The sequence below is a fragment of the Cupriavidus phytohabitans genome, from assembly GCF_017815025.1.
In the GTDB taxonomy this organism is placed as follows: Bacteria; Pseudomonadota; Gammaproteobacteria; order Burkholderiales; family Burkholderiaceae; genus Cupriavidus.
This window is the reverse complement of sequence record NZ_JAGIQB010000007.1, coordinates 13,244-26,136: the sequence shown is the minus strand read 5'-3', so window position 1 is coordinate 26,136 and position 12,893 is coordinate 13,244. Positions and strand designations below refer to the sequence as shown.

Sequence of the window (12,893 nt, the reverse complement as noted above, 5' to 3'; positions counted from 1 at the left end):
TCAGCGGCCGATAAACGCGCGCAAGCGGCGCACCCCGTCATCCAGCCGCGCCGGATCGCAGGCATAGCACCAGCGCACAAAGCCTTCTCCCTCGTCGCCGAATGCGCTGCCGGGGGCCAGTCCGAGGCGTGCGTCGCGCACCAGCTGCTTGCACAGCCCCAGGCTGTCGGCCGCGCCCGGCAGGCGGAAGAAGACATACATTGCGCCGTCCGGGGTATGCGCATCCACACCCGGCAACCCCGATAACGCGCCGACCAGGTGATCGCGTGCGGCGTGCAGGCGCTGCACCAGGTCACGCGTGAAGGGCTCACCCTCGCGTACCGCCACCACGCCGGCCTCCTGCACGAACGACGGCGCGCACGAGGTGTTGTATTCGATCAGCTTGCCCAGGTCGTTGGTCATCGAGGACGGCAACACCATCCAGCCGAGCCGCCAGCCCGTCATCAGCCATGCCTTGGAGAAAGAGTTGACGTGGATCACGCGCTCTTCGCGTGAGGCGATATCGAGGAAGGACGGTGCCGTGTGGCTCTCGCCGCCGCCCGCTTGGTCGCCGTAATAGAGGCGTTCGTAGACTTCGTCGGCAATGATCCAGATGCCATGGCGGCGGCAATGGTCCAGCACGGCCTGCTGCGCGGCGCGCGGCATCACCCAGCCGGTCGGATTGTTGGGCGAATTGACCATCAGCGCACGCGTGCCCGGGGTGAGCGCCGCCAGCAGCTTGTCGACATCAAGCGTCCACCCGTTCGCGCCATAGTCGAGCGACACAGTGTCCACGTTGGCGCCGAGGATCTTGGGAATCTCTACCAGGTTCGGCCACAGCGGCGTGACCGCCACCACGCGGTCACCCGGTCCGGTGACCAGCTGCGCAGCGAGCATCAGGCCATTGACGCCGGCACTGGTGACTGCGACGTTGTCCATGGAGGTCGCGCCGTGCAGTGCGCTCGCATAATCCGCCAGCGCACTGCGCAAGGGCGCGATGCCGAGGTTGTGCGTATAGAAGGTGGCGCCGTTCGACAGTGCACGCGCCGCCGCGTCGCGGATGAAGTCAGGCGTGGCCTGGTCTGACTCGCCAAACCAGAACGGCAGGACGTTGGGCAGGCCAATGCCTGCGTTAGCGACTTCGCGGATACGCGAGGCGCGCAGGTGGCGGACGGTGTCTCGTGCTTGCGGGAGGTTCTGGTCGGTCGAACTGCGGGGGCTTGCAGACATCGGCGCTCCTCGTGAGCGGGGGAAAGAATGCCAAGGGTAGCGGAAAGTGGCGGCGGGCGCGCACCGCCACGCGCTTACCGACCGGGTGAGTACAGTTCGGAGCGGTCCAGAGCACGGCTGTCGCGTCCGGCGCCGCCCGGCCTGAGCTTCAGACCGAAACTGCTTGCCGCCAGTCCTTGGTCGCCAGGACGTAATGCGTACTGCTCCCCGTGATCCGGCCGTGCGGCCTGTGCAGCCGAGGCCGGAGCCGGGGCCGTGCCCGAGGCTGTTCCTGCGGGACGTTGGAGGCTCCCTGCGATTGCCGTGGCGGCCTGCCACAACAGCATGAGCGAGATAAGAGTGCGAAGGATTACCAGAGGATGCCGTCGCCTCGTCGGGTTGCACGTCATGGTGATAAGAACGGCAGCGCTGCAGCGCCTTCATTGTGGCAGCGGCGGCGACGCACCGCCAGCCGCCCGCCGTTTGTGCGCGCTACTACCTGTCAGTCTGCCTGCACTGGTTCCTTTTGCGACCGCGCAAGCCACTAGTTAGTACCACTGGATTTCCAGTACACGGCCTTGCGCTTCGGGACAATGGTAGGCGTAACCCGTTGCGGTGAAATGGGCGAACTCGCGCCACCATCGCGCTGGACCGCCCCGATGACCACCGTGGTCGCCTGGCCGTCGATCGGAACAGTGCCGAACATCGGCGAAGGCGGCAGCCCACCTCCAACAAATTTCGAAGACCTGTCGCCACCGCAGGAGCCCGTTACGCCTACAGCACCGGACGCATTGAACAGGTTGACCCAGTAGCCCCGCGCCTCGCCGAGCATGGTCGAGCAGCTACCTTGCTTGGCTGGTACCGGGCGGTTCGTGCTGAACGTGACCATGCCTGCCGCAATGAGCGCGGAGGTCACGGTCTGTTCCCCCTGTCCGTACTGGCTCAGATCCATGAACCACCCTTTACTACCGGAGCCGGGCAAGACTCCGGTGACGCTGCAGTTGGTAGTGTTCGTGAAGTTGTTCATGAGGCTGGTATCGTCGAGATTGCGTGCAGTGGTGCTGGCAAGATCGTCGAGATATACGTAGAAGCGATTTGTCACACTGCCAAAGGCGTATTGGGCCTGCAACGGGTGCTCGCGGTCACCGGAACCAAGGGCGAGGTACACCTTCCCGCCGGGTGCCGGCAGCACGGCAGGCGCGAACAGGAATTTGCGGCCCGAGCCGTTGGTATAAGCAACCCGGTTCATGACCCAGTCGTTGGGATCCGCCGCGAAATCGATACGGTAGATGTTCCCGCCGGTGTCAACCGCGTAGGCATGGTCGACCACGCCAGCGGTTGTGACTGCGGCCAGCGCGATGTCCGCGGCAACACTGCGCTGCGTGCTGAACGACTTGATGATGGCGCCGGTGTCAGCCTTCAGGACGTAGACGCGCGCGCCCTTTGGACTGGTGCAGTTCGGCGCTACCTGATTTGCGTCCTCGCAGCTATCGTAGCCGCCGCCGACAATTATGACAGGGCCCGTATGGCCAAGCACCGTTGGTACCACCTTGGGCGTCGACCACGTCTGGCCGATCCCGCTGAAGTCATCGCCCGCGATCGGAGCCACGCACCCCAGGTCGTTAGTCAGGTTCGGGCAGCCCGCTTTCCACTTGAACGCAGGCGCAGCGGGATCGGTGACATCGAGCGCGTACAGCATGCGCCCGCCACGACGCATGGTCGGATAGATCCAGACACTGGAATTGTTGGCCGACTGATAGACACCGATCGAACCGTCAAAGAAATAGTCCTTCGGGATGGGTGTCGGCGTAACGCCAGCGGGCGTGGTGGGGTAGTCGATCAGCGGACTGTTGTCTTTCAGGCGTTGGAACTTGCTGAAGAATTCAGGCGCGATGAAGGCCCAGCGTTCCGCCCCAGTGGTCGAATCCACCGCGCGCATCATGCCATCATTGGCCCCATAGTAGGCGGTGACGCCGACCGTGCCACCATAATCGACAGGCAGCGGTCGCGAATGAATGGCATCTCCGTGCAGGGATGGCCGGGTTTCCGTCATATCGGCATTGTTATTCTCGTCGTTGACATCGTGGCCAAGGATGAAATCCGCCAGCGACTGCTGAAGCCCTGACGAACTGGCGTTGAATGGAACCAACGCGCTGCCAGATTGCGTATAGATGTTCCGATTGACCTTCCAGGTCGGGCTCGCATTGGTCGTACCCGGGTTATTGCCCTTGCGAATCACTTCGGCCACGCCGCCTTTCTCCACCAACGGGCCGTCGGGCGCATCTGAAAATGCGGTTTCAGTACTGCAATTCCCTTTTGGCGAGCCATCCTCGTTCACCGTTTCCCAATACCTCCCCGAATCAGTCGTCCAATAGCTGACGGCACAGTCAGTTGGATAACCAGTTAGCGGGTTTACTGCCAGCTGCGGTGGGCTCGAACTATCGCCGAGCACGACGGAACTGCCATTATTAATCAGCTGATACTGCTTCAGATTACCCATCCAGCGAGGTCTGGTACCGGCATCCGGGCGAAACATGGGGATAAAAACCTGATTCTTGTCCTGTGCACGATTGGTAGTATTGACCGGAAGGCTGGCTGAAGCGAACGTCGAATTGACCCCCTGGATCTGAGCGAGAATGAGTTTTATCTTGTTTTCGATATCTGCCTGACCATCCGCATGCATATACCCGCCGTTACCACGGTAAGCGGCATCCCGCAAGGAATTTGAGTATTCCAGATTCGATTGATCGTGAAATACGTCTATTACATAGGTGACGATCGAACCGTTATTGTTTCCATCCGGCACGACCGCGCCACTATTTGCTAGAAACAGGGTCCATTCATCGGTCCAGGTATTCAGGCTGGGGGGGAATTTTGTTGGCAGCCTCGATCCGGCACTGGCAATACCTGGCTCGTAGGATTGATTACCCGCCGACCCGGTATTATTCGCGTTGTTTGCAATATAAATAATAAAGTTCTTCGCGCACGGATTATCAGATTTGATCGGACTCTGATACTTACCACCACCAATCGCAAACCCGGATGTCAGCCCCCTGCCGGACGCGGAATATGCAGCCGCGTTTGTGCCCGTATCAGCATTGTCATTAGGGTATTGATTGGTTGGGAAATATGGACCACTGAACGGAGTGAGACCGGAAAAATATTTATAAAGCTCATACAACCCGGCCGCCTCATCCTTATTTTTCATCCCACCCACCTTCTCGGTGGATGCGGTTATGTTATTTCCGATGTACGCCAAGATACTCTGGAAGGCAGTTCGATTCGTCGCATCGCTCATATCACGCGCACCGAATCGCACATAGCCGCCACCAGTACCCGGCGTGGCGCCATTAGCGTTCGTACCCGCGTAGTCTGTGAGCAACGCCAACCCGATATTCGCGGGATTCGTGGTATTGATCGTGTTCAATACATTGCTCAGGGCCATGACCTCGGCCTTACCCTGAGTCTGCCCACCATCCCAGCCCTGAGAGTTGCGGCTCCAGTTCGGGCTGTTGTCAATCAGGACCATGATATTGGGCGCCTCCGCCCTGCCGCCGACTCCGATGAAGACATCAATATCCTCGGCCATCCCACGCAGCGGCATCGCGACAAGGGCGCAGGAGACAACCAGCGCGATGCATTTCCTGATCGAGGTAGTTGGATAGTTCACGGCCATATGCCTCACGAATTATGGACAGACAGTGGTCGCCGAAACCCGGACGGCCGCACCCTGGTTGACTGTTGCCTGGGCATTGCCCAAGGTATCTGTGGCGACGGCCTGGACATCCCACAACGTGTTTGCACAAAGTGAATTGTTGGAAGCGCCCCCTTCCACGCCAAATTCCTGGCCCGCGCCCAGGAGACAACCCGCATCGTCGGCTTTGGTGAAGTCAAGCGCCGCAGCCGGTATGACTTGCGCTGAAACACATTTCGCCGTGACGGCGACCGTCACATCCGTAACACCATCGCTGTTCACATCAACACAACTTGTGTTCGGCACGTTGCCGCACGGATTGGGTATGGCATTCGCGGGAGTACTGGTGAACTGAGGACTGCTGATAACCTGCTCAATGGCTCCCTGGGCAGCCGAAATCGCCTGGTCCCTCTGCTGGGCATTGCCGGCAGCCTGCAGATTGCCCTTGGTCAGCTTGAACGCGGTGATGGCCAGCAGCGTGATCAGTAGCAGCATGATCATGCCCATCAGCAAGGTGGCGCCGCGCTGGCGGATTGTCATTGTTCTCATGGCGCATTCCTGCCAGCGGTGTTGTTCACCCTGATCAGAGATGTGTAGGCATGACGCCTGTAGGCATCGTTGAATGGACCGACGCTGTTGGCGGTACCATCGGCGTTCATGCCCATGGCAAAGGTCTTGAGCTTGCCGTCGGTGTAGCCCATGCTCTGCTTCTTGTTACGTGCCAGCAGGTAGAGCTTCACCGAGACGACGTTGCGCCAGTAACCGACGCAGGCCGGCTCCACGCAACCGGCGTAGCTGGCCGGGTCAGCAGTGAAAACGCTGGCCGCGCCCGTGGTTGGCACCGCGGTCTCGATGCCGTACTCGATCTGCATGTTCTCGATGCCTTCGACCAGCGGGACAATAGTAAAGCCAGTGGCCCCGAGTTCTGCGCGCTTCAGCGTGGGAATGCCATCGCCATTCTTGTCATTGTTTGCGATGAAATAGATATGCGTGCGGTACTGATGCAAGGCAGCCAGAGTTCCAGGCGTTGTCGGCGGATTGCAGTCCTTCTGATGCAGCGTCAGCTTTGTCGTATCGACATCGAGCCCGTAGTAGTTGGCAACGGTGGGAGAGGACAGTTCCGCCGCGCTGGTGCAGCCAGATGCCTGGAAGTACGGGGCCCCGGCGATCAGCGCATCGCAGTCGGGGGTACCGATTGCGCAGCCACTGGCGCGGCGGATCACAACGATATCGCTCCCCGCCTTCACATCGCTCAGACAAGTCGGGATGCTTGCGGCATTGTCATTGCCCTGGACGGCAATCGGCAAAGCCACTTTCAGGTCGGCCAGCGCTGTGGCGCAGGGATCCGGGGTCGTGGCGGGCAGCGATAACAGGGCCCCATTGAACTCCGCAAGGTAGCCGGCATTGCGCAGGTCGTCAGTGAGCAATTGCACAGCGTAGCGGCCATTCTCGGTCTGCTCGTTGGCGCGCTCGATTTCGTCGCGTGTCTGGCTATTGTTGACAAAAAGCGTGGTCAGTGCGGCGATGATCAGCAGGCCAAGGATGATCGCCACCATCAGTTCGATAATGGTGTAGCCACCGTGCGCGGTTCTGCGGTTGACTGTCATGTTGACTTCAATCCGGAATCATGAGGAAAGCGCCAGGAGCTCAGAAGCAGGCAGGCAGCCCGATGGAGACCTGGGTAGCAATGACGCGTCGATAGGCGTCATCGTTGCCGTACTGACCCTGCGCACAACCGATGGCAGATGCGGCGGTATGGTGGACTCCCTGCCAGGCAACCGCGACTTGATAAATCCCCGGCGTGCAGGTTCCGGGTGTGGGATCGGGCGCCTGCAGTTGCGTGATGCAGCCGCGCGCACCCAGCATGGCCCCGACATTCACTGCGGATTTTTGCTCGGCCGCGCCCTTCAAGGCATTGCTCCATTCGCAAATGTCGCGAGCAGCTCCCGCGGCAACGCCGGCACAGGAAGCCGCCTGGGTGTCACCCGTACCAATCGCGTTCGCAGTAACGTAATTCGGAGCCAGTGCGCGATTGGCGCCGATGCGCTCGGCCATATCCTGCAGTAGCAAGGTCGCCTGCGTACGCTGATAGGATTCAATCTCAGCGAGATAGACCTTGGCCAGCAGGCCGGCGGTACCCAGCAAGCCGAAGCTCAGGATCACGATGGCTACCAGTACTTCCAGCAAGGAGAATCCGTGCTGGTGCCGATGTGTGCGCCGCGCCGGGATCAGCATGATGAGGCTGCCAGCATATAGGGACGTCCGCTCAGATCGACCGACACGCACTGGTATGTCGTGGTCGAACCGGACGTCGCAGTAATGAGAAACGACGGCGCGGCTCCTGCCTGGAGCCGTCCCGACGCGCGGTAGATAACATTGGCGGGACCGGTAATGGATGCACCGGTGGCGCTGCCTCGATCATCCAGGACATTGGCCACGTTGGCCGGATCGAGGATCTGCCAGCCGTTTTTCCAATCCCCGGCCTTCGGCGACAAGGTCACTACCGCGTTGCGCGCGATAGCCTCGCTGCGCGCCCTTGACAACGTTGCAAAGAGTTCCGATGCAACAGCCTTTGCGCGCTGTGACGCTATCAAACTGGAAAACGATGGAGCGGCCATCGCAGCCAGGATGCCGGTGATAGTGATGGCGACCAGCAACTCCGGCAGCGTGAATCCCGCTCGACTGCCCCATGGCCGCCCGCCAGCCGGGGATGCCGCCAATCGATTCCGGACATGACCATTGGACATGGCGGGCACCTACCAGGTGTTCGCAGGCGTTTTGACGCCCGCGTTGTTGATGCTCAGGGTGACGTCGTTTGCCTGAGAAGTACCCGTTATGGGCGTTGCCGTAACGGTAAACGTGGGCGGAGAGCCGGCCACCGCTGCAATGCTGATGGTGTAGTAAGCCGTAACATCGGTTGGCGGTGTCACGTTAAGCGTCGCCAGGCTACCGGCATAGCTTCGGGAATCGAGCAGGTACTGCTGCTGGCGCTGCGCGATGTCCATGAGGCTGGCTTGCGCCGCAGCGCGCCTGCCCTTGATGACGTGACTGATGTACGAGGGATAGGCAGTCGCAGCAAGGATGGCAATGATCGCCACGGTGATCATCAGCTCGATCAGCGTGAAGCCATGCGCTGCCCTGGCGCCGAGCAGGCGCCACCGCCGGCGTGCAATGCCGGTTGACCCAACTTCCCCAACGACCCGAAACGACGGGTTGACCCTCCCGCCGTGTCGCACTGCAGGGCTTCTATGTCCCATGCTCGCGCTCCGTACCAATTATGTTCCGGATGACCAATTCCGGAGGTTATGGCGCGGAGTGTAAGTCACCGCCCTTTAAGTAGGTAAGGAAATTCTGATGACAGTGCGCTGGCGTTGCGGCAATCCGACAATCGGCAGCTTGTCCGAAGCGCCGGGTACAGCTTTGGCAGCATGCGGACGTTAACCGGCTGATGTGACGACTTTGGCACCGCGCCATGGAGGCTGGAGCCGGCCCCGTCCAGGCGCGGCTGTGCAACAATCGTTACAACCACGAATCCGGAGTGTCCATGCCGTCCGACAGCCCCACCCATCCGCCGCAACCTCCCGATGCCGGTCCAACGCCGGCGCCGCCCCAGGACCTCGACGCGCTGCTGGCCTTGCTGCGTGCCAGCTTCCCGACCCTGAGCACGCAGTTCCAGAGCGGCGCGCGCTATCTGCTCGACCACCCGCAGGACGTGCCCGTGCTGTCGATGCGCAAGATCGCAGCCAGCGCCGGCGTGCAGCCCGCCACGCTGGTCCGGCTGTCGCAGCACCTTGGCTTCGAGGGCTGGCAGGGCCTGCGCGAGCTCTTTGTCGATGCGCTGCGCGGCGGCAGCCAGCCGTATGCGCGCCGCGCGCGCAAGGTGGTGCGCGAAAGCAGCGCCAGCCACATGCTGGGCGAGATGCTCGATGCGCAGCACCATAACCTCGACCTGATCGCCGCCAACAACGACAAGACGCTGCAGCAGGCGGCGGAGCTGCTGTCGCACGCGCAGAACGTGCATGTGGCGGGGTTCCGCTCGTGCTTCCCGATCGCGTTCACCTTCCACTATGTCTACCGGCTGTTCCGCAGTTCCGTCCAGCTAATCCGCGCCGATGCCGGCACGCTGGAAATGGAGCTGCGCGGGCTGGCGCCCAGGGACGCCGTGGTGGTGGCCAGCTTCGCCCCGTATTCGCAGGAAAGCATCCGCGTGGCGGCGGCCGCGCGCGAGTGCGGTTGCAAGGTGGTCGCGCTGACCGACAGCACTGTGTCGCCGATCGCGCTGGCGGCGGACTGCACGCTGCTGTTCTCGGTCGAGAGCCCGTCGTTCTTCCCGTCGATCACGGCCGGCGTGGCCATGGTCGAGGCACTGGTCGAACAGCTGCTGGCGCGCAAGGGCAAGGGCGCGATCCGCGCGCTTGAGCAGGCCGAAGGCGAGCTGCACCGCACCGGCGCCTACGTGCCCGCCGGCCGCGGCTGAAGGGTTATTCGAAGGCCTCGTCGTTGGGGCTGGCGTAGGCCTTCTTCAGCGGCTCGCTCATCGTCAGTTCGAAATTGACTTGCTTGGGCGGCACCGGCGCGGCAAACCACTTGCTGTAGAGCTTGTTGATCTCGCCGCTGCGGATCAGCCCGGTAATGGCGCCGTCGACCACCTGCTTGAAGCCGGGATCGTCCTTGCGCAGCATGAACGCATAGGCCTCGAACGACTGCGGCGTGCCCACCACGATCCACTCCGCGGGGTTGGGCGCCAGCGTGCGCGCGCCCGACAGCAGCACGTCGTCCATCATGAACGCGGCCACGCGCCCTGACTGCAGGATCAGGAACGACTCGCCATAGTCCTTGGCGCTCTGGATGGCGATGTTGGCCCGCTTCTCGTCGTTGAGCCGGCGCAGGATGCGCTCCGACGTCGTGCCGGCATTGGTCACCACCGCCTTGCCCGAGAGGTCGCCGAAGTCGCGCACCGGGCTGCCTTTCTTCACCAGCAGCCGCGTGCCGGCGACGAAGAACGTGGTCGAGAACGCGACCTGCTGCTGGCGCGACTTCAGGTTGGTGGTGACGCCGCACTCCAGGTCGACGGTGCCGTTCTGCACCAGCGAGATCCGGTTCTGCGAAGTCACCGGCACCATGCGTACCTGCAGCGCCTGCACGCCGGTCTCGCGCTTCACCGCGTCGATCACCCGGTCGCAAATGTCCTGCGAGAAGCCGATCACCTTCTGGTTGGCGTCGTAGTACGAGAAGGGGATCGACGAGGTGCGATGGCCGATGGAAATCGTCCCTGACGACTTGATCTTGCCGAGGGTCGGGCTCGCGGCGACGTCGACGGCATGCGCCGTGCCGGCGATGCCGCTGCAGAGCACCAGCGCCGCGGCGGTGGCCGCGGCGGCCGCAGACCGGCGCGGGGTCGGCGAACCGCCGCACGGACGCGTGACTTCTGCTGCTTTCATACAGGCTCTCCTTGGATGCTTGGGTAGCTTGGTTTCGGGGTAGCGGTCAGCGATGCGCCATCGCATCGCCAATGCTAGGCAGTCAGCAACAATTGTTCCATCATGGATAACCATGAAACATATGTATTTTTCATGGGCGTAGTGAAACAGCCGTTGGCACAGCGGGCGAATGTGCGCAAACGCAGGGCATCGGCGCGCCAGGCCTGTGCGCGGCGCAGCACGGGAACGGACAAGAAGGCGAGAAATCCGGCGCGGGACCGTGCCGGAAGGTGCGTGACGAAGAGGCGTCGCGGATGGCGCGCCTGGCGCACCGGCTTACCGGATGCACTTCTCCTGGTACGCCTGCTGCAGCGATTTGCGCGGCCGCTCGCGCTCCAGCTCGGGCACCCGCCGCCCTTGCGCGGTCTCGATGGTCGAGTCGGTGGCGCGGTACTCGCGCTTGGGCGCGACGGCGATCTGGGCTGCGAGTTCGCGGCATTCCGCCGACTCGATGCTGGCCGGCGTCGCGTCCGGATCCGGGCGGTAGGGCGTGGTGCCCTGCTGGACTGCCTCGTTGATGGCGGCCGCGGCGGCGCCCTGGCCGTCCTGCTTCTGCGCCTGGGCGCTGCAGGCCACGGCAAGGGCGGCAACTGCGGCTAGGCGGATCAAGGTGCGCTGGCGGCTCGGCATGGTGGCTCCTCGGCAGGCTGGCTCGTTGATTTGCAGAAGGTGCCAGCTTAAACGTTCGCGGCTCGTCTGGCACTAGCGGCATCTGCGGCACTTCCGGCAACTGTTGCCGGTGCCGGACGCGGCATGCGCTGCGCTAGCGCCCGCGGTGCTCGCCTTCTTCTTCGAGCTGCCAGTCGCGCCGCATCACCACATAGGTAAAGGACGCGGACCAGCCGATCAGGATCAGGCCCACCAGCGGCTCGATGGTCGCGATCAGCCGGGTCGCGCCGACCGGGTAGAGGTCGCCCAGGCTCTGCGTGGTGAAAGTCTCCAGCGCAAAGTAGGCATAGACCAGCAGCGACGGCTGGCCGTGGCGGGTCGGCATGCCGGGCGCGGTCGATCCCGCCAGCCAGCCGAGGCCGAGCACGTTGTCGGCAAACCAGAAGCCGAACGCGAACACCATCGCTTCCAGGCAGTGGACAAGGATGATGCAGACGATCAGCACACCGATATTGACGCGCCCGCTCCAGCGCCGCGGATGCAGTGACGACAGCAGGCGCAGCGCTTCGTAGTGAATGCCCACCACCGTCACGGTCAGCACCGAGGCGCACAGCAGGGCCAGCAAAAAATTCTCGGCAGAGTTTTCCATGCGCAACCGGTCGAGGGGCTCAGGCGTACGGCTCCGGGGGGGCAAAAAAAGACGCCCTCCAACATAACATCGCAAGGCGCGCGGGAAAACCAGCACGGGCACGCCGGGAGATTCGCTTGTGGCTTGCCGGGTCTTGCAGGACAGGTTGACGGACAGGCCGTCGTCCCGGTTGAAGGTGTGATTGCCGGTGACCATGCGGGCCATGCACTATGCTGGAAATCTCACCATTCCCGAACGGAGGCCGACGTGCGCAAATCCATCCCGATCCTCGCGGCGCTGGTGTTGTGCGGCGCCAGCGGCATGGCGCTCGCCCACAACTGCCCCAATGAGATGAAAGCGATCGACGCCAGGCTATCGACCAAGCCGGCGCTGTCGCCCGAAGATGCCGCCAAGGTGGCCAAGCTGCGCGCAGACGGCGAGGCCTACCACAAGGCCGGCAAGCATGACGAATCGATGAAGTCGCTGCTCGAAGCCAAGAAGATACTTGGCATCTGAAGCGGCGCTGCACAAAAAAGAGCCGCCGCGCAGCCCGCCCGGCGGCTTTGCTTTGCTGCATGGCCCCGGGGCGAGGCGCCCCGGACGTGTGGATCAGGAACCCGACCCGACCTGCTGGATGACGCCATTGGGCGCCACCAGGTAATACTCGGCGCCGACTCCTACCCAGCGCGTGCCCTTGCGCGGCGCCGGCAAATTGTATTGCTTGTAATCGTCGATCACATACTGGCGGTCCCTGAACTCGGCCGGCAGGCGGTCGCCTTTCTTCCATTGCTGCACCTGCATATACGGCGAGCTTTGCGGGGCCGGCGGCGGCGCTGACGCCGCGGGTTCCGTCATCGGCCGGGTGGTCCGGCCAGTGCCTTGCGCCATGGCAAACGGCGCCGCCAGCACGCTTGCCGCCAGCAGCAGGACCGGCATCGCTTTCTTGGTATTCATCGTGATCTCCTTGCGTACGGAAAACCGAACTGCCGGAAGACCCGGACAGCATCTACCAGATTAGTCACAAAAGCGGGAAACCGTGGCATCCGTGGCCCGGCAGCCACGTCCCCGGCGTTCACAATTGTTTGCCCGGCGGCGGCAGGCGCCATGCGCCGCGTGTCGCGGTGGTGGCTAGAATGAGACCCGACGGAAACACTCAGCAGGCGGCGGCCAGGCGCCGCGCCTGCCCGGGCGCGCATGCGCCCTATAAAGTTCCCTGGCCCGCCCTCCGGCCGCGCGATGTTTTGACGCATGCGCGCCCTCGCCGGGGCTTCCAACCACCCCTGCCAGGGAACGA

13 protein-coding genes are annotated in these 12,893 nt (G+C 62.8%); 2 read left to right on the top strand and 11 right to left on the bottom strand.

The window, feature by feature from the left end; translation table 11 throughout:
* From J8I34_RS06545 to J8I34_RS06515, 7 genes are all read right to left on the bottom strand, one after another.
* On the bottom strand, positions 1–1,209 hold the full coding sequence (locus J8I34_RS06545; RefSeq protein WP_209805661.1) for a pyridoxal phosphate-dependent aminotransferase: 1,209 nt from the start codon (positions 1,207–1,209) through the stop codon (positions 1–3).
* Between the two features lie 523 nt (positions 1,210–1,732).
* Positions 1,733–4,858, bottom strand: coding sequence for a pilus assembly protein (locus tag J8I34_RS35470; protein WP_209805660.1), 3,126 nt, complete (start codon positions 4,856–4,858; stop codon positions 1,733–1,735).
* Positions 4,859–4,876: 18 nt separating this feature from the next.
* Positions 4,877–5,431 carry a hypothetical protein gene (locus J8I34_RS06535; RefSeq protein WP_209805659.1) on the bottom strand — a complete coding sequence of 185 codons (555 nt, stop codon included), beginning with the start codon at positions 5,429–5,431 and terminating at the stop codon, positions 4,877–4,879.
* The gene (locus tag J8I34_RS06530) at positions 5,428–6,489 is read right to left on the bottom strand and encodes a PilW family protein (RefSeq protein WP_209805658.1); all 1,062 of its coding nucleotides are present in this window, start codon (positions 6,487–6,489) and stop codon (positions 5,428–5,430) included. Before J8I34_RS06530 ends, J8I34_RS06535 begins: the two co-directional genes overlap by 4 nt.
* A 40-nt stretch (positions 6,490–6,529) precedes the next feature.
* Positions 6,530–7,117 carry a type IV pilus modification protein PilV gene (pilV, locus tag J8I34_RS06525; protein ID WP_209805657.1) on the bottom strand — a complete coding sequence of 196 codons (588 nt, stop codon included), beginning with the start codon at positions 7,115–7,117 and terminating at the stop codon, positions 6,530–6,532.
* The gene (locus J8I34_RS06520) at positions 7,111–7,629 is read right to left on the bottom strand and encodes a GspH/FimT family pseudopilin (RefSeq protein ID WP_209805656.1); all 519 of its coding nucleotides are present in this window, start codon (positions 7,627–7,629) and stop codon (positions 7,111–7,113) included. The genes pilV and J8I34_RS06520 overlap by 7 nt, the downstream gene beginning before the upstream one ends.
* A gap of 9 nt (positions 7,630–7,638) precedes the next feature.
* On the bottom strand, positions 7,639–8,139 hold the full coding sequence (locus tag J8I34_RS06515) for a type IV pilin protein (RefSeq protein ID WP_209805655.1): 501 nt from the start codon (positions 8,137–8,139) through the stop codon (positions 7,639–7,641).
* A gap of 287 nt (positions 8,140–8,426) precedes the next feature.
* Between J8I34_RS06515 and J8I34_RS06510 the strand changes: the two genes are divergently transcribed.
* Positions 8,427–9,359: a MurR/RpiR family transcriptional regulator gene (locus J8I34_RS06510; protein WP_035878546.1), complete on the top strand. Its 933-nt coding sequence runs from the start codon at positions 8,427–8,429 to the stop codon at positions 9,357–9,359.
* A 4-nt stretch (positions 9,360–9,363) separates the two neighbouring features.
* Here J8I34_RS06510 and J8I34_RS06505 read toward each other — a convergent pair whose 3' ends face one another.
* The 3 genes from J8I34_RS06505 to J8I34_RS06495 form a co-directional block, all read right to left on the bottom strand.
* Positions 9,364–10,323 (bottom strand): transporter substrate-binding domain-containing protein, encoded by a 960-nt coding sequence (locus J8I34_RS06505; protein WP_209805654.1) that lies wholly within the window; start codon positions 10,321–10,323, stop codon positions 9,364–9,366.
* A 315-nt stretch (positions 10,324–10,638) separates the two neighbouring features.
* Entirely contained in the window at positions 10,639–10,992 is a 354-nt protein-coding gene (locus tag J8I34_RS06500; protein WP_029049589.1) for a hypothetical protein, read from the bottom strand.
* A 133-nt stretch (positions 10,993–11,125) separates the two neighbouring features.
* Positions 11,126–11,620, bottom strand: a complete 495-nt coding sequence (locus J8I34_RS06495) for a hypothetical protein (RefSeq protein WP_029049590.1) — start codon at positions 11,618–11,620, stop codon at positions 11,126–11,128.
* A 300-nt stretch (positions 11,621–11,920) separates the two neighbouring features.
* Here J8I34_RS06495 and J8I34_RS06490 point away from each other — a divergent pair, with 300 nt between their 5' ends.
* Positions 11,921–12,115, top strand: a complete 195-nt coding sequence (locus J8I34_RS06490; protein ID WP_245175809.1) for a PA2433 domain-containing protein — start codon at positions 11,921–11,923, stop codon at positions 12,113–12,115.
* A 93-nt stretch (positions 12,116–12,208) separates the two neighbouring features.
* On the opposite strand, the gene J8I34_RS06485 is transcribed toward J8I34_RS06490, so the two are convergent.
* A complete protein-coding gene (locus tag J8I34_RS06485; RefSeq protein WP_029046808.1) occupies positions 12,209–12,553 on the bottom strand; it encodes an RcnB family protein in 345 nt (114 codons plus the stop codon).
* Positions 12,554–12,893: the final 340 nt, after the last annotated feature.

Bases quoted from the DNA above. Each gene is read 5' to 3' on its own strand.
- J8I34_RS06505 (WP_209805654.1), bottom strand. From the start codon at position 10,323: ATGAAAGCAGCAGAAGTCACGCGTCCGTGCGGCGGTTCGCCGACCCCG.
- J8I34_RS06485 (WP_029046808.1), bottom strand. From the start codon at position 12,553: ATGAATACCAAGAAAGCGATGCCGGTCCTGCTGCTGGCGGCAAGCGTG.
- J8I34_RS06530 (WP_209805658.1), bottom strand. From the start codon at position 6,489: ATGACAGTCAACCGCAGAACCGCGCACGGTGGCTACACCATTATCGAA.
- J8I34_RS06495 (WP_029049590.1), bottom strand. From the start codon at position 11,620: ATGGAAAACTCTGCCGAGAATTTTTTGCTGGCCCTGCTGTGCGCCTCG.
- J8I34_RS06515 (WP_209805655.1), bottom strand. From the start codon at position 8,139: ATGGGACATAGAAGCCCTGCAGTGCGACACGGCGGGAGGGTCAACCCG.
- J8I34_RS06545 (WP_209805661.1), bottom strand. From the start codon at position 1,209: ATGTCTGCAAGCCCCCGCAGTTCGACCGACCAGAACCTCCCGCAAGCA.
- J8I34_RS06490 (WP_245175809.1), top strand. From the start codon at position 11,921: ATGGCGCTCGCCCACAACTGCCCCAATGAGATGAAAGCGATCGACGCC.
- J8I34_RS06510 (WP_035878546.1), top strand. From the start codon at position 8,427: ATGCCGTCCGACAGCCCCACCCATCCGCCGCAACCTCCCGATGCCGGT.
- J8I34_RS06500 (WP_029049589.1), bottom strand. From the start codon at position 10,992: ATGCCGAGCCGCCAGCGCACCTTGATCCGCCTAGCCGCAGTTGCCGCC.
- J8I34_RS06535 (WP_209805659.1), bottom strand. From the start codon at position 5,431: ATGAGAACAATGACAATCCGCCAGCGCGGCGCCACCTTGCTGATGGGC.
- pilV (WP_209805657.1), bottom strand. From the start codon at position 7,117: ATGCTGATCCCGGCGCGGCGCACACATCGGCACCAGCACGGATTCTCC.
- J8I34_RS06520 (WP_209805656.1), bottom strand. From the start codon at position 7,629: ATGTCCAATGGTCATGTCCGGAATCGATTGGCGGCATCCCCGGCTGGC.